The 23,907-nt window shown below is 67.7% G+C and carries 23 protein-coding genes; 8 read left to right on the forward strand and 15 right to left on the reverse strand.

From position 1 onward, the window contains the following. Positions 1–4 precede the first annotated feature (4 nt). Complete coding sequence (locus J0J01_RS23335; protein WP_296385074.1) at positions 5–637, forward strand: thioredoxin family protein; 633 nt, start codon at positions 5–7, stop codon at positions 635–637. A gap of 61 nt (positions 638–698) precedes the next feature. On the opposite strand, the gene J0J01_RS23340 is transcribed toward J0J01_RS23335, so the two are convergent. From J0J01_RS23340 to ugpB, 4 genes are all read right to left on the reverse strand, one after another. Continuing rightward, positions 699–1,790, reverse strand: a complete 1,092-nt coding sequence (locus tag J0J01_RS23340) for a sn-glycerol-3-phosphate import ATP-binding protein UgpC (RefSeq protein ID WP_296385076.1) — start codon at positions 1,788–1,790, stop codon at positions 699–701. Position 1,791: 1 nt separating this feature from the next. Further along, positions 1,792–2,643, reverse strand: a complete 852-nt coding sequence (gene ugpE, locus J0J01_RS23345; protein ID WP_296385078.1) for a sn-glycerol-3-phosphate ABC transporter permease UgpE — start codon at positions 2,641–2,643, stop codon at positions 1,792–1,794. Positions 2,644–2,656: 13 nt separating this feature from the next. After that, positions 2,657–3,538 (reverse strand): sn-glycerol-3-phosphate ABC transporter permease UgpA, encoded by an 882-nt coding sequence (gene ugpA / locus J0J01_RS23350; protein ID WP_296385079.1) that lies wholly within the window; start codon positions 3,536–3,538, stop codon positions 2,657–2,659. A 96-nt stretch (positions 3,539–3,634) separates the two neighbouring features. Continuing rightward, positions 3,635–4,951 (reverse strand): sn-glycerol-3-phosphate ABC transporter substrate-binding protein UgpB, encoded by a 1,317-nt coding sequence (gene ugpB / locus J0J01_RS23355; protein ID WP_296385081.1) that lies wholly within the window; start codon positions 4,949–4,951, stop codon positions 3,635–3,637. A 173-nt stretch (positions 4,952–5,124) separates the two neighbouring features. Here ugpB and J0J01_RS23360 point away from each other — a divergent pair, with 173 nt between their 5' ends. After that, positions 5,125–5,832 carry a DUF2927 domain-containing protein gene (locus tag J0J01_RS23360; RefSeq protein ID WP_296385083.1) on the forward strand — a complete coding sequence of 236 codons (708 nt, stop codon included), beginning with the start codon at positions 5,125–5,127 and terminating at the stop codon, positions 5,830–5,832. Here J0J01_RS23360 and J0J01_RS23365 read toward each other — a convergent pair. Further along, positions 5,829–6,518: a glycerophosphodiester phosphodiesterase family protein gene (locus J0J01_RS23365; RefSeq protein ID WP_296385086.1), complete on the reverse strand. Its 690-nt coding sequence runs from the start codon at positions 6,516–6,518 to the stop codon at positions 5,829–5,831. The genes J0J01_RS23360 and J0J01_RS23365 overlap by 4 nt on opposite strands. 83 nt (positions 6,519–6,601) lie before the next feature. Between J0J01_RS23365 and J0J01_RS23370 the strand changes: the two genes are divergently transcribed. From J0J01_RS23370 to J0J01_RS23380, 3 genes are all read left to right on the forward strand, one after another. Next, the gene (locus J0J01_RS23370) at positions 6,602–7,366 is read left to right on the forward strand and encodes an SDR family oxidoreductase (RefSeq protein WP_296385088.1); all 765 of its coding nucleotides are present in this window, start codon (positions 6,602–6,604) and stop codon (positions 7,364–7,366) included. 114 nt (positions 7,367–7,480) lie between these two features. Next, complete coding sequence (locus J0J01_RS23375) at positions 7,481–8,173, forward strand: hypothetical protein (RefSeq protein ID WP_296385089.1); 693 nt, start codon at positions 7,481–7,483, stop codon at positions 8,171–8,173. An 84-nt stretch (positions 8,174–8,257) separates the two neighbouring features. Next, positions 8,258–8,938 (forward strand): hypothetical protein, encoded by a 681-nt coding sequence (locus tag J0J01_RS23380; protein ID WP_296385091.1) that lies wholly within the window; start codon positions 8,258–8,260, stop codon positions 8,936–8,938. A 12-nt stretch (positions 8,939–8,950) separates the two neighbouring features. On the opposite strand, the gene J0J01_RS23385 is transcribed toward J0J01_RS23380, so the two are convergent. The 10 genes from J0J01_RS23385 to J0J01_RS23430 all read right to left on the reverse strand — a co-directional run bounded on the left by J0J01_RS23385 (position 8,951) and on the right by J0J01_RS23430 (position 20,361). After that, entirely contained in the window at positions 8,951–9,457 is a 507-nt protein-coding gene (locus J0J01_RS23385) for a hypothetical protein (protein WP_296385093.1), read from the reverse strand. 8 nt (positions 9,458–9,465) lie between these two features. Beyond that, positions 9,466–10,923, reverse strand: a complete 1,458-nt coding sequence (locus J0J01_RS23390) for a saccharopine dehydrogenase NADP-binding domain-containing protein (RefSeq protein WP_296385094.1) — start codon at positions 10,921–10,923, stop codon at positions 9,466–9,468. A gap of 91 nt (positions 10,924–11,014) precedes the next feature. Beyond that, on the reverse strand, positions 11,015–12,145 hold the full coding sequence (locus J0J01_RS23395) for a type III PLP-dependent enzyme (RefSeq protein ID WP_296385096.1): 1,131 nt from the start codon (positions 12,143–12,145) through the stop codon (positions 11,015–11,017). Positions 12,146–12,545: 400 nt separating this feature from the next. Then, positions 12,546–13,811 (reverse strand): MFS transporter, encoded by a 1,266-nt coding sequence (locus J0J01_RS23400; protein ID WP_296385098.1) that lies wholly within the window; start codon positions 13,809–13,811, stop codon positions 12,546–12,548. After that, a complete protein-coding gene (locus J0J01_RS23405) occupies positions 13,808–14,956 on the reverse strand; it encodes a dATP pyrophosphohydrolase (RefSeq protein ID WP_296385100.1) in 1,149 nt (382 codons plus the stop codon). Before J0J01_RS23405 ends, J0J01_RS23400 begins: the two co-directional genes overlap by 4 nt. Positions 14,957–14,960: 4 nt before the next feature. Next, a complete protein-coding gene (locus tag J0J01_RS23410; protein WP_296385102.1) occupies positions 14,961–15,881 on the reverse strand; it encodes a metallophosphoesterase in 921 nt (306 codons plus the stop codon). A gap of 10 nt (positions 15,882–15,891) precedes the next feature. Then, positions 15,892–17,133 carry an aminotransferase class I/II-fold pyridoxal phosphate-dependent enzyme gene (locus tag J0J01_RS23415; protein WP_296385104.1) on the reverse strand — a complete coding sequence of 414 codons (1,242 nt, stop codon included), beginning with the start codon at positions 17,131–17,133 and terminating at the stop codon, positions 15,892–15,894. A gap of 6 nt (positions 17,134–17,139) precedes the next feature. Further along, entirely contained in the window at positions 17,140–17,433 is a 294-nt protein-coding gene (locus J0J01_RS23420) for an acyl carrier protein (protein ID WP_296385106.1), read from the reverse strand. Between the two features lie 287 nt (positions 17,434–17,720). Next, positions 17,721–18,623, reverse strand: coding sequence for an NAD-dependent epimerase/dehydratase family protein (locus tag J0J01_RS23425; protein ID WP_296385108.1), 903 nt, complete (start codon positions 18,621–18,623; stop codon positions 17,721–17,723). 1 nt (position 18,624) lies between these two features. After that, positions 18,625–20,361 carry a fatty acyl-AMP ligase gene (locus J0J01_RS23430; protein WP_296385110.1) on the reverse strand — a complete coding sequence of 579 codons (1,737 nt, stop codon included), beginning with the start codon at positions 20,359–20,361 and terminating at the stop codon, positions 18,625–18,627. Positions 20,362–20,513: 152 nt separating this feature from the next. Between J0J01_RS23430 and J0J01_RS23435 the strand changes: the two genes are divergently transcribed. The 3 genes from J0J01_RS23435 to J0J01_RS23445 all read left to right on the forward strand — a co-directional run bounded on the left by J0J01_RS23435 (position 20,514) and on the right by J0J01_RS23445 (position 23,715). After that, positions 20,514–21,710, forward strand: coding sequence for an aspartate aminotransferase family protein (locus J0J01_RS23435; protein ID WP_296385112.1), 1,197 nt, complete (start codon positions 20,514–20,516; stop codon positions 21,708–21,710). Between the two features lie 6 nt (positions 21,711–21,716). Next, positions 21,717–22,643: an ornithine carbamoyltransferase gene (gene argF, locus J0J01_RS23440; protein WP_296385114.1), complete on the forward strand. Its 927-nt coding sequence runs from the start codon at positions 21,717–21,719 to the stop codon at positions 22,641–22,643. Positions 22,644–22,779: 136 nt separating this feature from the next. Then, the gene (locus tag J0J01_RS23445; RefSeq protein WP_296385116.1) at positions 22,780–23,715 is read left to right on the forward strand and encodes an Hsp33 family molecular chaperone HslO; all 936 of its coding nucleotides are present in this window, start codon (positions 22,780–22,782) and stop codon (positions 23,713–23,715) included. Positions 23,716–23,907 lie beyond the last annotated feature (192 nt).

Raw genomic sequence — 23,907 nt, forward strand, 5'->3', positions numbered from 1 at the left:
CTGCATGTCGAAGCTCATCGTCCCGCGTCGCTCTCTTCTCATCGGCGGCGCCGCCGCGGCGCTCGCTCCCGCCGCCGCCTTCGCCACCAGCGATCTCGGCAAAGCGGCCCCCGCCTTCTCCGCCACCGACAGCAACGGCAAGACCTGGTCGCTCGCCGAGCTCAAGGGCGAGGTCGTGGTGCTCGAGACCACCAACCAGGACTGCCCCTACGTCCGCAAGCACTACAGCTCGGCCAACATGCAGACCCAGCAGCGCGAGGCCGCGGCCAAGGGCGTGGTCTGGCTGACCGTCGCCTCCTCGGCGCCCGGCGAGCAGGGCTTCGTCACCGCCGCGCAAGCCAACGATCTCACCAGGACGCGCAACGCCGCGCCGGCCGCTTTCCTGCTCGATCCGCAAAGCAAGATCGCCCGCGCCTACGGGGCGACCGTGACGCCGCACATGTACGTCATCGATGCCTCGGGCCTGCTGGTCTACAAGGGCGGCATCGATTCGATCCCGTCGTCGAGCGTGTCCGACGTGCCGAAGGCCAAGCAGTATGTCCGTGTCGCGCTCGACGAGGTGCTGGCCGGCAAGCCGGTGACCGACGCCTCGACCCGGCCCTACGGCTGCACGCTGAAGTACGGCAGCAACGCCTGAAGGAGCGCGTGCGATGCCGCACGACGGCTGACAGCCTCCGGATCAGCGGCACCGCCGCGCCTCAGGCATCGGCGATGCGCCGCCCGGTCTGCGAATCGAACAGGTGTAGCCGGGTGGCGCCGATCGAGAAGCGGTGGACCTCGCCGAGCGCGGCCGTGACATGGCCGCCCTGGCGCACCGTGACCAGCTCGCGCGCATCGCCGAAGCGGCCGTGCAGCAGGGTGTCGGCGCCCAGCGGCTCGGCCATCTCGATCTCGAACTCGAGCGGCCCGTCGCTCGCCGGCAGCAGGTGCTCGGGCCGCAGGCCCAGCGCCAGCGGCGTGCCGGCGACGGCCGAGGTCGCCACGGCGAGCGGCAGGCTGACCGGCTTCGCCCCGGTGCCGGCAAGATCGACCGACTTCTGGTCGGCGCCGACCTTGGCGGCGAGGAAGTTCATCGCCGGCGAGCCGATGAAGCCCGCGACGAACACCGAGGCCGGCTTGTCGTAGACGTCCATCGGCGTGCCGATCTGGTCGGCGACGCCGGCATTCATGACGATCAGCCGGTCGGCGAGCGTCATCGCCTCGACCTGGTCGTGCGTGACGTAGATCGAGGTGACATCGAGCTCACGCTGCAGCCGCTTGATCTCAAGCCGCATCTGGACGCGCAGCTTGGCGTCGAGGTTGGAGAGCGGCTCGTCGAACAGGAACACCGCCGGCTCGCGCACGATCGCGCGGCCCATCGCGACACGCTGGCGCTGGCCGCCCGAGAGCTGGCGCGGCAGCCGCTCGAGCAGCTTCTCGAGCTCGAGGATCTTGGCCGCCTTGCGCACGCGGGCGTCGATGTCGGCCTTGGGCAGACCGCGGATCTTCAGGCCATAAGCCATGTTCTTGTACACGCTCATGTGCGGGTAGAGCGCGTAGTTCTGGAACACCATCGCGATGTCGCGGTCCTTGGGCTCCAGGTCGTTGACCACGCGGTCTCCGATCGCGACCTGGCCGCCGGTGATGCGCTCCAGCCCCGCCACCATGCGCAGCAGGGTGGACTTGCCGCAGCCCGAGGGACCGACGATGACGATGAACTCGCCGTCGGCGATCTCCATGTCGATGCCGTGGATGACCGCGACCTTGTTGTCGTAGGTCTTCTTGACCCCGCGCAGATGGACTTGCGCCATCCTATTTCTCCGTCTCGACCAGGCCGCGCACGAACTGGCGCTGCATGAACACCACCACGATCACCGGCGGCAGCATGGCGAGCATCGCCATCGCCATCAGCAGGTTCCACTGCGGCACCGCGTCGGTCACCTGGACCTGGCGCGAGACCGTGACGACCACGGTGTAGAAGCTCTCCTTGGTCGTGATCAGCAGCGGCCAGAGATACTGGTTCCAGCCGTAGATGAACTGGATCACGAACAGGGCCGCGATCGAGGTCCGGCTCATCGGCAGCAGGATGTCGAAGAAGAAGCGCATCGGCCCTGCGCCGTCGACCCGCGCCGCCTCGGCGAGCTCGTCGGGCACGCTGAGGAAGAACTGGCGGAACAGGAAGGTCGCGGTCGCCGAGGCGATCAGCGGGACGATCAGGCCGGCGTAGGAATCGAGCATGCCGAGGTTGGCGACGACGCCGTAGGTCGGCACGATGCGCACCTCGACCGGCAGCATCAGCGTCACGAAGATCGCCCAGAAGCAGGTCATGCGCAGCGGGAACTTGAAATAGACGATGGCGAAGGCGGCGATGATCGAGATCAGCAGCTTGCCGATCACGATGCCCAGCGACATCACCATGCTGTTGAACAGCGTCATCGCCAGCGGCACGCTGCCGACCTTGCCGCCGTAGCCGTTGAGGATGACCTCGCGATAGTTCTCGAACAGGTGCGTGCCCGGCCAGATCGGCACCGGCGGACGCAGCATGGTCGCCTGGTCGTGGGTCGAGGCGACGAAGGTCATCCAGATCGGGAAGGCGATGACCAGCACGCCCAGCAGCACGACGAGGTGGCTGAACGCCGTCAGCCAGGGGCGGTTCTCTACCATGTGGAGTTGGGCATCAGTAATGCACCCGCCGTTCGATGAAGCGGAACTGCACGACGGTCAGCAGGATCACCACCAGCATCAGGATCACCGACTGCGCCGACGAGCCGCCGAGATCCTGGCCGCGGAAGCCGTCGTTCCACACCTTGTAGACCAGGATGTTGGTCGCCTGCCCCGGCCCGCCCTGGGTCAGCGAGGCGACCACGCCGAAGGTGCCGAAGAAGGCGTAGATGATGTTGACCACCAGCAGGAAGAAGCCGGTCGGCGAGAGCAGCGGGAAGGCGATGTCCCAGAAGCGCCGGCCCGGTCCCGCGCCGTCGATCGCCGCCGCCTCGATCAGCGACTTCGGGATCGACTGCAGGCCGGCGAGGAAGAACAGGAAGTTGTAGCTGACCTGGTTCCAGACCGCGGCGATCACGATCAGGATCAGCGCCTGGTTGCCGTTGGTCACGTAGTTGAAGTCGATGCCGATGCCGTGGAGCAGCCACGACACCGTGCCGACCGAAGGATTGAACAGGAAGCCCCACAGCACGCCGGCGACGGCCGGGGCGACGGCATACGGCCACACCAGGATGGTCTTGTAGGCCGAGGCGCCGCGGATGATGCGGTCGGCCATCACCGCCAGCAGCAGCGACAGGGCGAGCCCCACCGCCGCCACCAGGAAGCTGAACACCAGCGTGACCCGCACCGAATCGTAGTAGGCGGGCTCCTTCAGCAGGCTGGTGAAATTCTCGAACCAGACGAACTTGGTGTTGCCGCCGAACGCGTCCTCGACCACCACCGACTGGAACAGCATCTGGGCCGACGGCCAGAAAAAGAAGACGATGGTGATGACCATCTGCGGCGCCACCAGAAGATAGGGCAGCCACCGCTCGTTGAAAGTGACGCGCTTTTCCATCGGTTTTAGCCGCGCGGCCTTCCCCCTCCGCCCTTCGGGCGCCTCCCCCGTCTGACGGGGGAGGCAGGGAGGGGGCAGGCCGCCACGCCGTCTCTGCTACTTGTTCGCCGCTTCGAACTTGCGCAGCAGCTCGTTGCCGCGCTTGACCGCCTCGTCGAGCGCGGTCTTGGCGTCCTTCTTGCCCGACCACACCGATTCCAGCTCCTCGTCGACGACGTCGCGGATCTGCACGAAGTTGCCGATGCGCAGGCCCTTGGAGTTGTCGGTCGGCGGATTCAGCGTCAGCTCCTTGACCGCGACGTCGCGGCCCGGGTTGGCCTTGTAGAAGCCCGCGTCCTCGGTCGCCCTGGCGGCGGCCAGCGTGATCGGCACGTAGCCGGTGTCCTGGTGCCACTTGGCCTGGACCGGCGTGCTCGAGAGATACGTCATGAACTTGGCGACGCCGGCATACTCGGCCTTCGGCTTGCCCTGCAGCACCCACAGGGTGGCGCCGCCGATGATCGAGTTCTGCGGCTTCGGACGCACGGCCGGGTCGTACGGCATCATGCCGATGCCGACCTTGTCCTTGCCCAGCGCCTTCTCGGCGCCCGCGGCCGAGCCCGACGAGCCGACGCGGAAGGCGCACTCGCCGCCGTTGAACAGCGAGTCCGACTTGCCTTCGCGGCCGCCGTAGACGAAGCGCTTGTCCTTGCTCCAGTCGGCCAGGCGCTGGATGTGCTTGATGCGCGGCTGGTCGTTGAATTTCAGCTCGATGTCGGTGCCGCCGAAGCCGTTGGCCTTGGTGGCGAACGGCAGGTCGTGCCAGGCGCCGTAGTTCTCGATCATCGTCCAGGTCTGCCACTGCGGCGTGAACCCGCACTTGCCGCCGGCAGCGACGACCTTGCCGGCCATCTCGCCCAGCTCGTCCCAGGTTGTCGGCGGCTTGTTGGGATCGAGGCCGGCCTTCTGCAGCAGCTCCTTGTTCCAGTAGAGCACCGGCGTCGAGGAGTTGAACGGCATCGACAAGAGCTTGCCGTCGGTCGTCGAGTAGTAGCCGTAGACCGGGCCGATATAGGCCTTGGGATCGAACGGCTCCTTGGCGTCGGCCATCACCTGGTAGACCGGATAGATCGCGCCCTTGGCGGCCATCATGTTGGCGGTGCCGACCTCGAACACCTGCACGATGTGCGGCGCCTGCTTGGCGCGGAAGGCGGCGATCGCCGCGGTCAGGGTCTCGGTGTAGGAGCCCTTGTAGACCGCCGTGACCTTGTATTCCTTCTGCGAGGCATTGAAGCCGGCGGCGAGCTCGTTGACCGTGTCGCCCAGGTTTCCGCCCATGGCGTGCCAGAACTGGATCTCGGTTTGCGCGGCAGCGCCGTGCGCGCTCGCCATGACGGCGACCGCCGCAACGGACGACAGCAGAATGCGTGACATGCTCGAAAAGCCTCCCAAATGAGTCCCGGCCCGGCCCCTGTATCGGCGGGACCCGAGACTTCAATGCGACTGTCTTATTTCAGTTAGATTACAGTCCCTCAAGACTATCCCCCGGCGCAACCCCCTTTTCAGCGGCAACCGGGCTAGGATGGGGCGCGGCGCGGGGGCGCACGATGATGCGATTTCTGGCCTGTCTTCTGCTCGCGGCCGGTCTGCTGCCAGCGCCCGTCGGCGCGCAGTCGCGCGACATGCTGGCCGATGCCGCGCGCGCCTTCGACGAGAGCGCGCTCAGGCTCGGCGACGACGACGCCCGGCCGATCGGCGTCCGCAAATGGCTCGAGCCGATCAAGCTCGGCTTCGACAATCCCAGCACCCATCCCGACCTCGTGCGCATCACCCGCGAGGCGGTACGCACGATCGCGGTCGAGGCCGGCGTGCCGGTGGTCGACCTGTCGGCGAGCAGCGGCGCCAACTTCGTCGTCTACTTCGACGAGAACGGCGTGAACGGCAAGGCGGGATACTGCTTCGCCAACAGCTGGTGGAAGAGCTGGGCGATCAATCGCGGCGAGCTGCGCATCAATCCGACCCGCATGCGCGACATCGACCGCTGCACCGTGCACGAGGCGATGCACGCCTTCGGCTTCAACTCGCATCCGCATGCCGCCGACAGCATCCTGAGTTACACCCACGGTCGGCGCGCGCTCAGCCCGCTCGACCTGCATCTGATCCACACGCTCTACGATCCGCGTCTCACGCTGGGCATGAAGCCCGCGCCGGCCTCGCAGCTCGCCTGCCGCATGCTCGGCGAGCGGCTGGGCGCCGCGGCGGCCGCCATCGAGGCGGTCTGCCGCGACCGCAAGGGGCCGACGCCGGCCCTTTAAGCTATCGCGCGCAGGATCACGTCGGGCGCGTCGGTGATGATGCAGTCGGCGCCCATGCCGACGATCGCGCGCGCCTCGTCGGGATCGTTGACCGTCCAGACCGACAGCGCATGGCCCGCGCGCTTGATCGCCACCGCGGCGGCCGCAGTGAGCTTGCGCCTGCCGACATTCATGCCGGCGGCGCCGACCGCTTGGGCGCGCGCCTCCCAGTCCTCGCCGAGCTCGCCGATCAGCAGCGCGCGCGCGAACTCCGGTGCCGCCGCCATCGCCGCCTTCAGCGAAGCGTCCTTGAAGCTCGACAGCAGCGGCGACGGCAGCGCACTCGGCCAGACGCGGCGCAGCGTCTCGACGGCGACGCGCGCGGTCTCCGCCTCGCGGCCCTCGCATGGCTTGATCTCGACGTTGCAGCCGAGCCCCAGCTCGCGGAAGCAGGCGATCGCCTGCTCGAAGGTCGGCACGTCGGCCGGCAGCTCGGCGCGCGGCGTCTCGGCGACCAGGCGGGCGATGCCCATGGTGCGCTCGAGCGAGGCGTCGTGCATCACGATCGGCACGCCGTCGGCGCTGAGCTTGACGTCGATCTCGACCCAGGTCGCGCCGCGCCGCCTGGCCTCATGGAACGAGGCCAGCGTGTTCTCCGGGGCATAGGCCATCGCGCCGCGATGGCCGATCACGCGAGGCAGTTGCAAGGGGGGTAGTTGCAGCATTCGCCAATCCAACGCTTACTCGGATTCATTAAAGACGACCGTGCAATAGACGAGCGTTCCCCCCGATGTCGACGTTTCCCGATCAATTCCGCCTCGACGGCCGCACCGCCCTGGTCACCGGCTCGGGCCGCGGCCTGGGCTGGGAGATGGCGCGCGCGCTGGCCGAGGCAGGAGCGCGCGTGCTGCTGCACGGCCGCGCCGCGGAGCGCCTAGCGAACAGGGTCGACGCCCTGCGCCAGGCCGGCCATGCCGCCGACGCCGTGGCCTTCGACATGGCCGACCGCGCCGCGATGCGCCAGGCGCTGGCCGGGATCGGGCCGGTCGACGTGCTGATCCACAATGTCGGCGAGCGCGACCGCCGGCCGTTCGACCAGATCGAGCCGGACGATTTCGCCCGCCTGATCGACGTCGACCTGTCCGCCGCCCATGCCCTGGTCAAGCTGGTGGTGCCGGGCATGGTTGAGCGCGGCTGGGGCCGGGTGATCCTGGTGACCTCGATCGCCGGCCAGCTCGCGGTGCCCAGCGCCTCCTCTTATATCGCCGCCAAGGGCGGGTTGGCGGCCCTGGCCCGGGCGCTGGCCGCCGAGCTCGGCGCCAAGGGAGTCACCGCCAATGCCCTGTCCCCCGGCTTCTTCGCCACCGAGACCAATGCCGAGCTGATGGCCTCGCCGATGGGCGAGCGCCAGCGCGAGCGCTGCCCGGCCAAGCGCTGGGCCCAGCCGGCCGAGATCGCCGGCGCCGCCCTGTTCCTGGCCTCCCCGGCCGCCTCTTATGTCAACGGCCATACATTAGTGGTGGATGGCGGTGTCTCTGCAACGTACCTGTCGTGAGATAGCGTCGATTCGCCCCCTGGGCATCACGCTTTCCTGAGCGGTCCAACCTTGTCAGGTGCGGTGCGAAATGGCACAAACGAACTCGTCTTCTAGGTGGGGGGTGGACGCAACATGCGTTGGATCACGAAGTCACTCGCGATCGCGGTCGCGGGCGTTCTGCTCGTCGGCGGCGCTCCAAATAGACCGGCATTCGCACAGCTCGATAGTGCAACGACGAACACGCTGAACGCGGCGATCGCCAGCGGCGACGCCAATGCCGTCGCCGTCGTCATGGCCAATGTGGCTGCCGGCGGCAACGCCGCGGCCATCAACGCCGCCGCGGCGGCCATCGTCAATTCGGGCAGCCCGAGCCTGATTGCCTCCGTCGTCGGCAGCAACCTGGTCGCCGGTGGCGCCGGCGGTGCGGCACTCGGCACCTCGCTGGCGGGCACCGGGAACGCGACCCTGATCGCACAGGTCATCGCACAAGCCCCACCGGCGATCGCGAATAACGTCGTCTCGGTCGTGGGCGGCGCCGTTGCGGCAAGCCCCAACGCCGTGGCCTTGGCCCCGGCTGTTGCGGGGGCGATCACCGCTAACGGCGGTTCCAACGCGGCCATCGCCAGCTTTACGGGCCAGGTGAACGCTACCAACCCGACTGCGGGCGCTGCGGTGCAGGCTCAGACCGGTATCGCCCCGGCGCCGCCGCCGCCGCCGCCGCCGCCGCCGCCTCCCCCGCCGCCGCCTCCCCCGCCGCCGCCGCCTCCGCCGCCGCCGCCGCCCCCCCCGCCGCCTCCGCCGCCGCCGCCGGTCGGCAGCCAGTGAGGTAGCATGGGGCGCTCGCCAACGGGCGTCGCGCAAGGAAAGCCTGAGAAGCGGGGCCGCCGCAGGTCAATCGACAAGATCGGATTGACCGCGGCGGCCCTCGCTTTTGGGCTCGGCGTCTCGTTGCTGGCGCTGGCCGTTCCGCGGTCCATCACCGCCACCACGATCGCAAGCGGCCCTGCCGGCTTGTCCGCGCTCCTGTCGGGCCAGCGGATTGCGTTGGGGGAACTGCAAGAGAGCCGCGACACGCTGCAGAAGGCGCTGCGCTGGGATCGACCGGCGCGATACGTGGCCAACCTCAGCGTCGTCGAGCTCGAGCTGGCGCTGGCCTACCCGGACGACAGCCCGCAGCACGCGACCTGGCTGACGCAGGCCGAGGAGCGCACGATCGAGGCGCTGAAGGCCAATCCCGCCGACGGACGGTCGTGGCTGCGGCTCGCCATCATCCGAAGCTTCCGCCAAGCCCCGTCGCGCGACATCGTCGCGCCGCTGATGACCTCGCTCGACATGTCGCCCAACGACCACTCGCTCTGGCGCCAGCGGATCGGGCTGCTGATGTACTACTGGGGCGACTTCTCGCCCGACGAGGTCGACATCATGCGCCACCAGGTGCGGACGATGTGGGACGATCCGAGATTCCGCATCGTCCTCCTCGATGCGGCGATGCGCTATCGCGTGATCGGCCGCCTCGTCGGCGCCTTGACCCCCGATTGGGAGGCGATCAAGGAGCTGGAGGCCATGCAGCGCGCGGTGGCCGGCCCCTGATCCCAGGACGGCTCAGTCGGCTCCGGAGCGGCGGTGTATCCTGTGTCGCGCCGCGGCGCGCAGCGCGATCGCGGCTGCGCCGATCACGCCGCAGGCCAGGCAGGCCTGGTAGAGGGTCTCGACGTAGACCAGCCCGAGCAACGGATTGCCGGTGGCCAGCGGCCACAGCGGATGCATGTCGCGGTGGATTAACCCGTCCAGGACGACATGCGACCAGGTGCCGACCAGCGCGCTGACGCCGGCGACGGTCCAGCCGATCGAAGCGTCCCGCGCGCCGAGGCGGCGCAGGACGAACGCGCTCGCCGGCCGTCCGACGACCGCCGCAACCACTGCGACGCCGAGCGCACCGACAAACGTGTGAGCCGGGCCATGCAGCACCGGATCGCCCCGGACCATGTGCACCAGCGGCTCGAGGTCGATCAGGACCTGCGAGCCGCCGAAGATCATGAAGCTGAAATGCCGGCCCCCGATCGCCTTGAAGACGGCGCCCGGCCCCAGGTGAAAGGGGGTGAACGGCATGGTCGGCCTCAGGTCACCCGGAAGTTCCTGAACTGCCAGGGATCGTCGCGGTCGAGGTCCTCGGGGAACAGCTGCTCGCGGTCCTGCAGTGGCGTCCAGGTGCCGTACTTGCCGACCATCGGGCCGAGATACGGCATGCAGATCTCGAGGTTGCGCTCGAAATCCATCTCGTCGGCCTCGACGATGCCGCGCTCCGGATTCTCCAGCGCCCAGACAATGCCCGAGAGCACCGGCGCGCAGACCTGGATCGAGGTCGCGTTGTTGTAGGGCGTGACCTCGCGCGCCTCGTGGATGTCGAGCTGGCTGCCGTACCAGTAGATGCCCTTCCGGTGGCCCATCAGCAAGACGCCCAGCTCGTCGCGGCCGTCGGTGATCTCGTCGACCATCAGGCGCTGCTGCTTCTGCTGCTGCAGGCTCTTGCCGGCGCACTCGTGCATCGACATGATCGCCTGGTCGCACGGATGGTAGGCGTAGTGCACGGTCGGCCGGTAGGCGACGGTGTCGCCGCCCTCCCCATTCCCATCCCGGACCGTGTAGTAGTCGGCCATCGAGATCGACTCGTTGTGGGTGATGATGAAGCCGTGGAACGGCCCCTCGAGCGGCGTCCAGGTGCGGACGCGCGTCACCAGGCCCGGGCGGTTCAGGTAGATCGCCGCGCCGCAGCCGAACTCGTGGCGCGCGCCGTCGACCGGCAGCACCTTCTCGTGCGTGCCCCAGCCCATCTCGGCCGGCTGGCTGCCTTCCGAGACGAAGCCGTCGATCGACCAGGTGTTGACGAACTCGCCGACCTTCTTGGGCTTCTTCGAGACCTGGGTGTCGCGCTCGGCGACGTGGATCACCTTGACGCCGAGATCGCGCGCCAGCTCGCCCCAGCCCTCGCGGCCGGTCGGCTTGACCGCACCCATGCCGGCATCCTTGGCGAGGTTGACCAGCGCCTTCTTGACGAAGTGCGAGACCAGGCCCGGGTTGGCGCCGTGCGCGATCACCGCCGTCGGGCCGCCCTGGTACCTGGGCTTCAGCGCCAGCATGGTCTCGCGCAGCGCGTAGTTGGAGCGCAGCGAGACCGGGAGGTTCGGGTCGGTGTAGCCGCCGGGCCAGGGCTCGATGCAGGTGTCGAGGTACAGTGCCCCCTTCTCCTGACAGAGCTCGACCAGCGCGGTGGAAGCGACCTCGACCGACAGGTTGACCACGAAGTCGCCCTTGCCGACCTTCTTGTCGAGGGTCTGGCGCAGGTTGTCCTTGGTCAGGCGCTTCCTGATGAAAGTGACGCCGAACTTCTTCATCTCCTTGAGGCCGCCGCGGTCCTCGGCCGAGATCACGGTGATCTGCTCCGGCTTGATGTCGATGTGGCGGAAGATCAGCGGCAGCACGCCCTGGCCGATCGAGCCGAAGCCGATCATGACCATGCGGCCGCCGAACGCGACGTGCTTCTTGAACGCATTCTTCTTGGACTTCTTCGCCATCATGCCCCCTGTCCGGTGCAATTGAATTGGGTCGTTAAACGGCAACGGGGCCTTTCTCAAGGCCCCGTGTTTCGTCTCCGTGAAGGAAGAGAGGCTAGATGCAGATCGCCTTGAGCGGCTGGAAGCCGTTGAAGGCGATCGACGAGTAGGTCGTCGTGTAGGCGCCGGTCGACAGGATCTCGACCTTGTCGCCGGGCTTCAACGACAGCGGCAGCTTGTACTCGGTCTTCTCATAGAGAATGTCGGCCGAGTCGCAGGTCGGGCCGGCCAGGACCACCGGGCCGACACGGGTGCCGTCGCGCGGCGTGCGCAGGCGGTACTTGATGCTCTCGTCCATGGTCTCGGCGAGCCCAGAGAACTTGCCGATGTCGAGGTAGACCCAGCGCTTGCGCTCGTTGGCGGCCTTGCGGCTGACCAGCACGACCTCGGACTGGATCACGCCGGCGTCGCCCACCATGGAGCGGCCCGGCTCGATGATCACCTCCGGCATGTGGTTGCCGAAGTGGCGCACCAGCGCGCGGGTCACCGCCTCGCAGTAGGCCTCGATGCCGTTGACCTCGGCCCGGTAACGGGCGGGGAAGCCGCCGCCCAGGTTGACCATCCTCAGGTCGACGCCCGCCTCGGCGAGGGCGAAGAACATCTGCGACACCTGGCCGAGGGCGCGATCCCACTGCTCGAGGTCGGTCTGCTGGCTGCCGACATGGAAGGAGATGCCGTAGGCGTCGAGCCCCCACTCCTTGGCCTTGCGCAGCAGGTCCTTGGCCATCTCCGGCGCGCAGCCGAACTTCTTGCTGAGCGGCCACTCGGCGCCGCCGCAATCGACCAGCACGCGGCAGAACACCTTGGCGCCCGGCGCGACGCGGACCAGCTTCTGCAGCTCCGCCTCGCTGTCGAAGGCGAACAGGCGCACGCCCTGCTGGTAGGCCCAGGCGATGTCCTTCTCCTTCTTGATGGTGTTGCCGAAGGAGATGCGGTCGACCGAGACGCCGGCGGCCTGGACGAGCTCGATCTCGCCGCGCGAGGCGGTGTCGAACTTCGAGCCCAGGGTGGCGAGGCGGCCGAGGATCTTGTCGGCCGGGTTGGCCTTCACCGCGTAGAAGATGTGCGCGGCCGGCAGCAGCTCCCGCATGCGGCGGTAGTTGTGCTCGACCACGTCGAGATCGATCACCAGGCAAGGGGTCTCGGGCTGCTGCTCTCGGAGATAACGCGAAATACGCTCGGTCATTGCTGGGGGGTTCCCCGTCTAACTTGTCGGAAGATTCGAAAAGGTGAGTAACGCGACGGCGGTGCCTGACAGGCAGCGCTCGTCAGCCGATACTCGACGGGTTCTGTTTCGAAATGGCCCGGTCAAGCCCCGGGCTGACGACATGGTAGCGGGGAACACGCCCCGCGCGGCAAGCAAACATATCAGAAGCTCCCTTCCGGACCCGGCTTACGCCGGCACTGCCAAAAAGGACGCTTTCCGTCGTTGCGTAACCACTATGGGCCAGCGGCACGTGCGTGGGCGTCTTGGTTTGGTATCTACAACTAATGTACGCGGTTACAAGCAGATTCTTCCCCGCCGTGGAAATTTTTGGGGGTCTTGTGGTGCAAAGAACACACGAGCGCCCGGCGAGGTTACCCGCTCACACCTTCGGCGTCGTCGAGCCCGGCAGCCGGATCGTCGCGGCGAGCGCGGTGAGCGGCAGCAGCGCCAGCGCGGCGACGATCAAGGCGGTCTGCACGCTCCACTGGTTGGCGATCTTGCCCCACAATATCGAGCCGGTAACCATGGCACCGAAAAACACCATCTGGTGTACCGCCATGCCGCGCGCCCGCATGAAGTTGGGCAGTATCATTTGTACGGAGGCGCCGTTGTTGGCGATCACGGTCATCCAGCAGGCGCCGTTCAGGGTCACCACGATGCCGACGACGACCGGCGTCATCTCCAGCGCCGCCGCCATCATCGCCGCCGCGGTGATCCCCATGGCCCAGATGTTGGCACGGTCGGCGCCGAACAGGCGGTTGACGGTCGGCATCGACAGCGCGCCGGCCACCGCGCCGACGCCGAACACGGCGTAGAGGACGCCGAAGGAGAACTCGTCGAGCTCGAGCTCGAAGCGGCCGATCACCGGCAGCAGCGTGCCCATGGCGATGCCCGGCACGAAGAAGCAGAGGCCGCGGGCGAAGATCGCCTTCAGCTCGGCCGAGCCGCGGACGAAGGCGATGCCGGTGCGGGCAGCCTCGAGGAAGCCCTCGCGGCGTTGGCTGGCGCGCGCCTCGGCCGAGCGCTTCCAGGCCCGCATCGCCGCGATCACGCCGATATAGGTGAGGGTGTTGATGGCGAAGAGCAGGAAGACGCCGACCAGGCCGAGCAGGATCTGGCCGATCACCGGCCCGATCGTGCGCGCCAGATTGAAGCCGGCGGAATTCAAGGCGATGGCGGGGCGAAGCTGCGGCCCCGAGACGATCTCGGGCACCACGGCGTGCCAGGCCGGCGCGTTCATGGCGTTGCCCAGCCCCATGCAGAAGCTCAGCGCCAGCAGGTTCCAGGCGGTCAGGTGGCCGAGGAAGGCCAGGGCGGCCAAGGTGGCGGCCACGGCCATCATCCAGAACTGGCAGACGATGATGTAGCGCTTGCGCTCGAAGCGGTCGGCCAGGATGCCGGCGAAGAAGCAGAACAGGAACATCGGCAGCGTGCCGGCGGCGGCCAGCAGCGCCACGAACAGCGGGTCCGAGCTGAGGCTGGTCATCTCCCAGGCCGCGCCGGTGCTCGCCATCCAGCCGCCGATGTTCGACATCAGGTTGGCGATCCAGATGCCGCGGAAGGCCGGATTGGCGAGGGGCGCGAGAGCGGACGGGTGGCGGATGGCGGCCGGTTTGGTCTCCGACGCGGGAAGCGTCTCCGTCACACCAGCGGCTTCTCGTAGAGGCGATGGGTCTTGTAGCGGACGCCGCCGACCGAGCGGATGATGTTGTTGGTCGCCTTGTTGTCCTCGAGGATCCAGCCGAGCTCGGCGGTCTTCTTGCCCAGCCGCTTGCCGTTCTGGCGCAGCTGGTCGATCGCCATCATGGCCAGGCCCGCGCCCATCAGCGGATGGTTGCGGTATTTCTTGCGCACGCCCATCAACGGCACGCGGGTGCTCTCGGGACCGGCAACCTTGAGTCGCCACACCAGCTTCAGAAGGTTGATCGGGTTCAGGCGGCCGTTGAAATCGGCGATCGCCTCGTTGAGGTTGGCGAGCGCCACGATGAAGGCCACCGCCTCGTCGTCGACCTCCACGAACACCGCGAGCTCCGGCACGATCACCGGCCCGAACGCCTTGGCGGCATGGTCGATCTCGGCCTGGGTGAAGGGCACGAAGCCCCAGTTGTCGCTCCAGGCGTCGTTGAAGATGCTGACCAGGGTGCGGACCTCGGCGTCGAACATCTTCATGTTGGCGGTGCGGACCTTGACCCGGCCCTCCATGCCGGCGCGCGCCATCAGCTTCTTGCCGATGGTCTCGGGCGCGTTCTGGACATCGTAGTTGTAGGAGAACACGTCCTTGATCTTGGCGTAGCCGTTGGCCTCGACCCGCGGGCCCGAATAGGGCGGATCGTAGGGCACCATCAGGATCGAGGGGCTGTCGAAGCCGTCGATCAGCAGCCCGACCTCCTCGTTGACCGACAGGCTGAACGGCCCGGTGGCGCGCCTCATGCCCTTGGCGCGCAGCCAGTCCTCGGCGGCCTCGAACAGGGCGGCGAAGATCGCCGGATCGTCCTCCGCCACCAGGCAGCCGAAATGGCCGGTGTCGTCCTTGTAGCGCTCCAGGTAGGCGCGATCGATCTGGGCGGTGATGCGGCCCACCACCTTGCCGGCGCGGCGGGCGAGGAAGAACTGGACCTCGACGTGCTTGAACAGCGGGTTCTTCTTCGGCGAGAAGGCCTCCTGCCGCTCGGTGTTCAGGTGCGGGATGTAGCCCTTGCGGCCTTTGAACAACCGCACCGGGAGCTGGATGAAGGCGTTGAGGTCGGACTTGCCGTCGACCGGCGTGACCACGATGTCGGAAGAAGCCATCGCCTCACGCTACCATGGCGCGGCGGCCACCACTGTGGAACACAAGGTCGCCATCGGGCTCGCAGCCGCTGTTGTCGGCGTTGAGCGCCCTGATCCGGACCTGCAACCGCCAGCCCTCGCCATCGCGCTCGATGTGAAGCAGGTGCCAACGCGCCCGCCCGTATTTGCTCTTGCGCGCCGCCGAGGCCGAGCTGACGCCCAGCACCGGCACCGCGCCGTTAGGGCCGGCGATGTGCGCGATCTCGCTGCGGTGATTGTGGCCGTGCAGGACCGCCTCGCAGCCGACGCGGCGGATCATCGCCTGGAAGGCCGAGGCATCGGTGAGATGCTTCCAGCGCGACTGGTCGGTGAGCGGCGGATGGTGGATCAGCACGATCCGGCACAGGCCCTCGGCGCCGGTCTCGGCCAGCAGCTTCTCGGCGCGTGCGATCTGCCCCGCGCCGAGATCGCCGGTCGCCAGCAACGGCGGCTTCGGCACACCGGTCGACAGACCGATCAGGGCAATGCCGTCGCGGCGACGGATCGTCGGGAAGACATCGAAGCCCGCCGCCGGCTGCTGGCCGTCGCTCGCCATGTAGGCGCCCCACAGCCCGAGGCTCTCGGCCCAGGGCGTCGACACGTAGACATCGTGGTTGCCGGGGATGATGGTGATGCGGTCCGGCGGGCCGAAGGCGGTGAGCCAGTCGGCCGCGCGGCGATATTCCTGCGGCAGGGCGATGTTCACCAGGTCGCCGGTCAACGCGATGTGGTCGGGCTGCTGCGCCTCGATGTCGGCGACGATGCCGGCGAGCGCCTCGGGGACATGCAAGTGCACGCGATGGCGCCACCAGTTGACGTAGCCGGTCGCGCGCTTGTTGAGGAGCTGCCCCATCCGCGCCTGCGGCATCGGCAGGTGCGGGTCGGAGAGATGAGCGAGCGTGAACATCGCGGGGCCGCTAGCGGCTGCCGCCCGCGACCTTGAGTTGGGGACCGATCACGCCCATCTGGCGGCCGATCCCGGTCATGACCTCGATCATGTGCTGGAGCTGCTCCTTGGTGTGCACGGCGCACAGCGAGCAGCGCAGCAGCGACACGCCGTTGGGCGTGGCCGGCGGCACGGCGACGTTGACGTAGATGCCGGCGTCGAGCATGGCGCGCCAGAAGCCGATCGCCATCATGCGGTCGGGCAGATGCACGCCCACCACCGGGCCGTACTCGGGGCCGAGCTTGAAGCCCTGGGCGACCAGGCCGTCATAGAGCGTGTGGACGTTGTCCCAGAGCTGCTGGCGCAGCTCGGCGCCGCGGGTCCGCACGACGCGCAGCGCCTGGCGCACCGACGCCACGATCGACGGCGGCAGCGAGGCGGTGAACATGTAGGCGCGCGTGGTGACGCGCAGGATGTCGAAATCCGGATCGTTGGAGACGCAGTAGCCGCCGATCGCGCCCAGGGTCTTGGAGAAGGTGCCGACGATGAAGTGGCAATCGTCGAGCACGCCTGCCGATTCGCAGAGGCCGCGCCCGTTGTCGCCGAGCGCGCCCAGCGAATGGGCCTCGTCGACCAGCACGTAGGCGCCGTACTTCTTGCAGACCTCGACGAACTCCTTGAGCGGCGCCGAATCGCCCAGCATCGAGTAGATGCCCTCGAGCACCACCAGCCGGTTGCCCGGCTTGTCGCCCCCATTCTTGTCCTTGAGCCGACGCAGGCGCGCATCGAGGCTCGCCGGGTCGTTGTGCTTGAAGCGCACGACCTCGGCCTGGGTCTGCTTGCAGGCGTCGTAGATCGAGGCGTGGCTGTCGGCGTCGATCAGCAGGAAGTCGTCCTGGCCGACCAGGGTCGAGATCACCCCGAGATTGGCCTGGTAGCCGGTCGTGAAGACCATGCAGTGCTTCTTGCCGTAGAACTCGGCGATCTCCTGCTCCAGCGCCACATGCTCGCTGTACGAGCCGTTGGCGATGCGCGAGCCGGTCGTGCCGGTGCCTTCGGCCTGGATCGCGTCGATCGCCGCCTGCATGCAGGACGGATCGAAGGTCAGGCCGAAGTAGTTGTTGGTCCCGACGGTCAGGCACGTCTTGCCGTTGATGATCGCCTCGGTCGGCGACAGCACCCGCTCCATGCGGATCTGGAACGGGTCGGCACCGGTCGTACGGACGTCGCGATAGGCGTCCAGCAGACCGGCATGGCGGTCGAACAGGCCCATGGCGAACTAACGCCGGGCGGCGAGCTTCAGGATCGTGTCGGCCAGCTCGTCGACGGTCTGGATCTCGGCGACGACGTTCATCGGGATCGACACGTCGAAGCGATCCTCGAGCTCCATGACCATGTCCATGACCGCGAGCGAGTCGATGGCGAGGTCCTTGGAGATGGCGGTCTCGCCACGGATGACCTGGGTGTCACTGGTGCGGAACGGAGCGAGCTGGGTGCAAATCTCTGCCATCACCTCGCCACGCACAGGCACGCGGCGGAGCAGGACAGACGTGCCGTCGTTTTCGACGATCATGTTTTCGGCAGTACGCAAAGTGGATATCTCCCGGGGAGCTGAGACGCGCCTTATGTGGCGGATGCCCGAATCCTTGTGAAATAACAATTTGTTACGCCGTATTTCAGGGTCTTTCGCGCGTCCCAAATGCGGCGCCGTTGTCCGGCGCGAAGCCGGCCGAACGCCGGACACATCCGATGCCGATTCCATAAGGGTTTTGGCCGAGAATCCGGAATCCGGCGCCACCCCCTCGGCCGGACGCTTCCGGACGCGCCGGACGGGCGGACGCGAGACTGCAAATTTCTAGCCTAGAGCCAACCATGGCGGCGGTACCACAAGATCGTGTGTCTAAATCCCTCCTGAAGACCATAGCGCACCGGGTCGCCGGGCAGCCGGGGCTCGTGCACAGTCCAGTCAGGATGAAATAATTCCCGGACCTTTTCTGAGGTCAAAATCTGGGGACCGGGCCGCAGGCTGTTCAGGAAAGCGACGCCGCTCATCAGCCCCTGCCCGACCCGGATCGTCCGAACCGGCCGGCCGAAGGCCTCGCCCGCTGCCGCCGCCATGTCGGCATGGCCGTAAGCGCCGAGATGGCCATCGTCTATTTCGTACATCCCGGAAGGCACGGGCCGGTCGAGGGCAAGGGCCAACCCCTCGGCCAAGTCCTCGACATGGATCAGGGACAGTCGGGCCCCCGGCCGGTCGGGCTGCAAAGCGAAACCGTTCTTGGCCATCTTGAAGTAGGCCAGGGTTTCGCGATCTCCCGGACCGTAGACCGCCGGGGCCCGGACGGCGAGCCAGCGACCGGAGCGGCGGGCCACCTCCTCCTCCGCCGCTCGCTTGCTCGCCGCATATGACGAGAGCTGCGGCTCCCGCGCCGCCAGGGAAGACAGAAGGAGGAACGGCATATCCGGCGCCAGCGCCGACAGCCGGGCGGTGCCGTCGCGGTTGACCCTGTCGAAGTCGATCGGGCGGCGCGCCTTGATCAGGCCAGCAGCATGGACCACCGCGTCGGCGCCGGTGACCAGCGCCTCGAGGCTCGCCTCGTCCGACAGGTCGCCCCAGACGATCTCGGCCTCGACGCCTGCGAGCGACGGCAAGGGCGTCCAACGGCGGATGAGCAGGCGCAGTTTCCAGCCGTGGCGGGCGAGCGCGGCGACGAGATGCGGACCGACAAAGCCCGTCGCCCCGGTAACCGCGACCTTCGGCACGTCAGGCCGCGGCAGGCTTGGGCGCGTAGCGGCCGGCGAGGTAGTTGGCCTTGGTGCGGCTGCGCGACAGCTTGCCCGACGAGGTCGTGGGCAGCCCCATGGTCGGCGGCACCAGCACGACGTCGCAATCGACCGCGACCGCCTCGCGCACGGCGCCTGCCACGTCGCGTGCCAGCGCCGCTTTCGCCTCGTCGCCCGCCACGCGGGCCAGCACCGCGACCACCACGCGCTCGCCGTCGGCGGTATCGATCGAGAAGGCCGCCGCATCGCCGCTCTTCACCACCTTCTGGGCCTCGATCGCCCATTCGATGTCCTGCGGCCAGACATTGCGGCCGTTGACGATGATCAGGTCCTTGGCCCGGCCGGTGACCACGATCTCGCCGTTCAGCGTGTAGCCGAGGTCGCCGGTGTCGAGCCAACCATCCGACAGCACCTCACGGCTGGCTTCGGGCTCCTGGAAGTAGCCCGGCATGATGCTCGGGCCCTTCACGAAGATGCGGCCGACCGCGCGATCGCCCAGCACACGGCCTTCGTCGCGCACCTCGAGCCGATGGCCCGGCAACACCCCGCCGCAGACCACGAAGCGGCGGGCGCGATGGCTGTCGCTGGGGTTCGCTGCCGGTTCGGCGCGCTGCGCCTCGGCGAGTGCCGTGCGGTCGACGGTGTCGGTGCGCATGCCACTGCCGCCCGGGCAGAAGGTGATGGCGAGGCAGACCTCGGCCATGCCGTAGCTCGGGATGAAGGCCGAGGGCCTGAAGCCTTTGGACTCGAAGGTCTGCGCGAAGCGGTCGAGCACGTCGGCGCGCACCATGTCGCCGCCGATGCCGGCATGGCGCCACGACGACAGGTCGAGATCGGCCGGCACCTGCATCGCGCCGCGGCGCACCGCGAGATCGTAGCCGAAGCTCGGGCTGTAGGAGATGGTGCCGCGGTTCTTCGAGATCAGGTTCAGCCACTGCATCGGCCGGCGCGCGAAGTCGCGCGGCGTCAGGTAGTCGATCGAGAGCTGGGCGGAGAGCGGCGAGAACAGGAATCCGATCAGACCCATGTCGTGATAGAGCGGCAGCCAGCTCGTGGCCCGGTCGCCTTCGACGACATCGAGGCCGCCCGGCCCGGTGATGCCCTGCAGGTTGGCCATCAGCGCCGCCTGGGTGATCTGCACGCCGTGCGGCTGGCGCGTGCTGCCCGACGAAAACTGGATGTAGCAGGTGTCGTCCGCGCCGAGCGGCCGCAGATCGACCGGCTTCTCCGGCAGCGACTCGATGGCGCCCATGCCGCCCTGGAGACGAACCGCCGGAAATTCCTTCGCGGCATCGGCAAGAAAGCCGGCCAGCTCGTCCAGGCCGACCGCAGCCACCGCGCCCGACGCGGCGAACTGACGGCGCAGCTGCTCGAGATAAGCCTCCTTGCCGCCGATCCCGACCGGGATCGACACCGGCACCGGCAGCAGGCCGGCATACTGGGCGCCGAAGAAGGCGTCGAAGAAGCCCACCCAGGTGTCGGCCGTGATCAGCAGCCGGTCGCCCATGGCAAAGCCTGCGCCGATCAGCTTGCGCGCGACGACATGGGCCCGCTCGCGGATCTCCCGCCAGGGCAGGGCCGAAAGCGGCTCGCCGCGTGCACTATAGAAGGTGACGCCGGTGTCTCCGCGGGCCGCGTAATCCAGCATTTCCGGCACCGACCGGAAGGCCGCGCGGCGCAAGGCAAGCGTGGGATTGGCTGTAGGAAGCGGGGTCATGACATTTTGCCGAGGGGAAGCGGGTCTCTAGCAGAGGGGATTTCGCCCCTCAAGTTGCGTTGACACCCCCCTCCCCCTCGACGGATAGTGCCCAGCCCCCGCAAAAGCGGGGCTTTTTCCTTTGGAGGAGGTCTATCGTGATAACGGCTGTTATGCCGACGTACGGTCGCAAGGACGTCGTGTTCGAACGCGGAGAGGGCAACTATCTCTACGCGACGGACGGCCGACGTTACTTGGACTTTACCTCGGGCATCGCCGTGAACGCGCTGGGCCACTGCCATCCCGCCCTGGTCAAGGCGCTGACCGAGCAGGGCAAGAAGCTGTGGCACACCTCCAACCTGTTCCGCATCGGCAACGGCGAGAAGCTGGCCAAGCGGCTGACCGAGGTGTCGTTCGCCGAGACGATGTTCTTCTGCAACTCGGGTGCGGAAGCGATCGAGGGCGGCATCAAGCTGATCCGCAAGTATCAGTTCATGAACGGCCAGCCCAAGCGCTACAAGATCATCTGCTTCCAGGCGGCGTTCCACGGCCGCCTGCTGAACGCGCTCGCCGCCACCGGCAACGAGAAGTACCTCGAGGGCTTCGGCCCGCCCGCGCCCGGCTACAAGCACGCGCCGCTCAACAACACCAACGTCGTGCGCGACATGATCGACGACGAGACCGCCGGCATCCTGGTCGAGCCGATCCAGGGCGAAGGCGGCATCCGCACCACGACCACGCAGTTCCTCAAGGACCTGCGCGCGATCTGCGACGAGTTCGGTCTGCTGCTGTTCTACGACGAGATCCACACGGGTTTCGGCCGGACCGGCAAGATGTGGGGCTACGACTGGTCGGGCGTGAAGCCCGATGTCGCGGCGATCGCCAAAGGCATGGGCGGCGGCTTCCCGATCGGCGCCTTCATGGCGACCGAGAAGGCGGCGGTCGGCATGGTGCCGGGCACGCACGGCTCGACCTATGGCGGCAATCCGCTGGCCACGGGCGTCGCCAACGCCGTGCTCGACGAGCTGCTGAAGCCCGGCTTCATCGATTCGGTGCGCGAGAAGGGCGAGTACCTGAAAGGGCAGCTCGAGGGCCTCGTGAAGAAGCACCCGTCGGTCTACGTCGAGCAGCGCGGCATGGGCTTCCTGCAAGGCGTCCAGTGCTCTGCGAAGGTCCCGGCCGGCGACATGGTGAACAAGCTCCAGTCGCTCGGCCTCCTGGTCCCGCCCGCCGGCGAGAACGTGATCCGCGTCTTCCCGGCGCTGATCGCGGACAAGGCGGCGCTCGATGAGGGTATCGAGATCCTGAGCAAGGCTGCGGAGTCCTTCGAGGCGGCGGCCCCCCAAGGTGCGAACCGGGCTGCCGAGTAGGCGGCCATGGCAACCCCCAAGCACTTCCTCGACCTCGACCAGGTCGATCCCAAGACGCTTCGCCAGATTCTCGATCGCGGCAAGGCGATGAAGAAGCAGCGCGCCAACGGCGGCCATGACAAGCCGTTGGGCGGCAAGACGCTCGCGATGATCTTCGAGAAGCCCTCGACCCGCACCCGCGTGTCGTTCGAAGTCGGCATGCGCGAGCTCGGCGGCCAGACGATCATGCTCGGCCGCACCGACACCCAGCTCGGCCGCGGCGAAACGATCGCCGACACCGCGAAGGTCCTCAGCCGTTATGTCGACATCATCATGATGCGCACGACGGTCGAGGAGAAACTGCTCGAGATGGCGAAGTACGCAACCGTACCGGTGATCAACGGCCTGACCGACAAGACCCATCCCTGCCAGCTCATGGCGGACGTGATGACCTACGAGGAGCATCGCGGTCCCATCCAGGGCAAGGCGGTGGCCTGGTCGGGCGACGGCAACAACATGGCGACCTCGTGGATCCATGCCGCCGTCCAGTTCGACTTCGAGCTGCGCATTGCCTGTCCGACCGAGCTCACGCCGCCCAAGGACGTGGTGCAGTGGGCGGAGAAGTCGAAGGGCCGCATCAGCATCGGCCACGATCCCGAAGCGATGGTGAAGGGCGCGGACTGCGTCGTCACCGACACCTGGGTGTCGATGGGCGACGAGGATCCGCAGAGCCCGAGCGCGGCGCGACGACACAACCTGCTGCGCGGCTACCAGGTCGACAAGCGGCTGATGGAGACGGCGAAGAAAGACGCCATCTTCATGCACTGCCTGCCGGCCCATCGCGGCGAGGAAGTCACCGCCGACGTGATCGACGGGCCGCAGTCCGTCGTGTTCGACGAGGCCGAGAACCGCCTGCACGCGCAGAAGAGCATCCTCGCCTGGTGCCTCTCCTGACACCCAGATTCCCCTCCCCCGTCTGACGGGGGAGGGCTAGGGTGGGGGAAAGACACAGTATGATCCCCCCCTTTTCGTCATCGATCTCGCTGCCGTCCCCCTCCCCGACCCTCCCCGGTATGACGGGGGCGGGAGGATGAGCGCTGACGCGGCCCTCCCCTTCCAGCTCGATGCGCTGGGCGTTCGCGGCCGCCTGGTGCGGCTGGGGCCGGCGCTCGACGCCATCATCGAACGCCACGGCTATCCCCTGGCCGTGGCGCGGCCTCTGGCCGAGGCGATGGTGCTGTGCGCCACGCTGGCGACGTCGCTCAAGTACGACGGCATCTTCACCCTGCAGATCGCAGGCGACGGGCCGATCCGTCTGCTGGTCACCGACCTCACGACCGACGGCGCGCTGCGCGGCTACGCCCAGTTCGACAGCTGGAAGCTCGCGGTGGCGCTCGGCGTCGGCAACAGCGAGGCGCCCGAGGGCTATGTGCCCAAGCTGTTCGGCCGCGGCCGGCTCTCCTTCACCGTCGACCAGGGCCAGCACACCCAGCGTTACCAGGGCGTGGTGCCGCTCGAGGGTGCGACGCTGGCCGACTGCGCCCACACCTATTTCCGCCAGTCCGAGCAGCTCCCGACCGGCATCAAGATCTCGGCCCGGCGCGCGATCGTCGACGGCACGCCGCATTGGCGCGCCGCCGCGCTGATGGTGCAGCAGATGCCGCAGTACGAGGCCGGCCGCATCCATGTCGACCGCGAGCAGCGCGAGGACGACTGGCGGCGCGCGGTCATCCTGATGGCCTCGGCCACCGACGCCGAGATGCTCGATCCCGCACTGCCGGCCGAGACCCTGCTCTTCCGGCTGTTCCATCAGGAGCAGCCGCGACAGTTCGCCAGGCGCCCGTTCGTCGCGCGCTGCCGCTGCAGCCGCGAGCGCATCGACCGCGTGCTGCGCTCGATCAAGCGCGAGGAGCTCGACGACCTCAGGGATTCCAAAGGTAACGTCTCGGTGAAGTGCGAGTTCTGCTCCACCGAATACGCCTACGACGATCGCGACCTCGACCGGATCTACGCCTCGGCCGCGTAGTTCGCTGGGAGCGCGGCGCTCCGTGCCGCTCATGAGCGCGACTAGAGCGATTTCCGGGCAGATGGAACCGCTCGTGGTTCCATCTGCCCGGAAATGCGCGCACGGGCGTTGTTGTTGCAGCAGGCATATTCCGTTCGGCTGATTCCAGCCGAACGGAATATGCTCTAGGCGCGGAGGCTACTCCGCGCCTGT

The sequence above is a fragment of the Reyranella sp. genome (genome assembly GCF_017305915.1).
Classification (GTDB): Bacteria; Pseudomonadota; Alphaproteobacteria; order Reyranellales; family Reyranellaceae; genus Reyranella.

Bases quoted from the DNA above. Each gene is read 5' to 3' on its own strand.
- ugpB (WP_296385081.1), bottom strand. From the start codon at position 4,951: ATGTCACGCATTCTGCTGTCGTCCGTTGCGGCGGTCGCCGTCATGGCG.
- J0J01_RS23410 (WP_296385102.1), bottom strand. From the start codon at position 15,881: ATGTTCACGCTCGCTCATCTCTCCGACCCGCACCTGCCGATGCCGCAG.
- J0J01_RS23445 (WP_296385116.1), top strand. From the start codon at position 22,780: ATGAGCGCTGACGCGGCCCTCCCCTTCCAGCTCGATGCGCTGGGCGTT.
- J0J01_RS23360 (WP_296385083.1), top strand. From the start codon at position 5,125: ATGATGCGATTTCTGGCCTGTCTTCTGCTCGCGGCCGGTCTGCTGCCA.
- argF (WP_296385114.1), top strand. From the start codon at position 21,717: ATGGCAACCCCCAAGCACTTCCTCGACCTCGACCAGGTCGATCCCAAG.
- ugpE (WP_296385078.1), bottom strand. From the start codon at position 2,643: ATGGTAGAGAACCGCCCCTGGCTGACGGCGTTCAGCCACCTCGTCGTG.
- J0J01_RS23370 (WP_296385088.1), top strand. From the start codon at position 6,602: ATGTCGACGTTTCCCGATCAATTCCGCCTCGACGGCCGCACCGCCCTG.
- J0J01_RS23385 (WP_296385093.1), bottom strand. From the start codon at position 9,457: ATGCCGTTCACCCCCTTTCACCTGGGGCCGGGCGCCGTCTTCAAGGCG.
- J0J01_RS23435 (WP_296385112.1), top strand. From the start codon at position 20,514: ATGCCGACGTACGGTCGCAAGGACGTCGTGTTCGAACGCGGAGAGGGC.
- J0J01_RS23430 (WP_296385110.1), bottom strand. From the start codon at position 20,361: ATGACCCCGCTTCCTACAGCCAATCCCACGCTTGCCTTGCGCCGCGCG.
- J0J01_RS23375 (WP_296385089.1), top strand. From the start codon at position 7,481: ATGCGTTGGATCACGAAGTCACTCGCGATCGCGGTCGCGGGCGTTCTG.
- J0J01_RS23340 (WP_296385076.1), bottom strand. From the start codon at position 1,790: ATGGCGCAAGTCCATCTGCGCGGGGTCAAGAAGACCTACGACAACAAG.
- J0J01_RS23415 (WP_296385104.1), bottom strand. From the start codon at position 17,133: ATGGGCCTGTTCGACCGCCATGCCGGTCTGCTGGACGCCTATCGCGAC.
- ugpA (WP_296385079.1), bottom strand. From the start codon at position 3,538: ATGGAAAAGCGCGTCACTTTCAACGAGCGGTGGCTGCCCTATCTTCTG.
- J0J01_RS23405 (WP_296385100.1), bottom strand. From the start codon at position 14,956: ATGGCTTCTTCCGACATCGTGGTCACGCCGGTCGACGGCAAGTCCGAC.
- J0J01_RS23335 (WP_296385074.1), top strand. From the start codon at position 5: ATGTCGAAGCTCATCGTCCCGCGTCGCTCTCTTCTCATCGGCGGCGCC.
- J0J01_RS23395 (WP_296385096.1), bottom strand. From the start codon at position 12,145: ATGACCGAGCGTATTTCGCGTTATCTCCGAGAGCAGCAGCCCGAGACC.
- J0J01_RS23390 (WP_296385094.1), bottom strand. From the start codon at position 10,923: ATGATGGCGAAGAAGTCCAAGAAGAATGCGTTCAAGAAGCACGTCGCG.
- J0J01_RS23420 (WP_296385106.1), bottom strand. From the start codon at position 17,433: ATGATCGTCGAAAACGACGGCACGTCTGTCCTGCTCCGCCGCGTGCCT.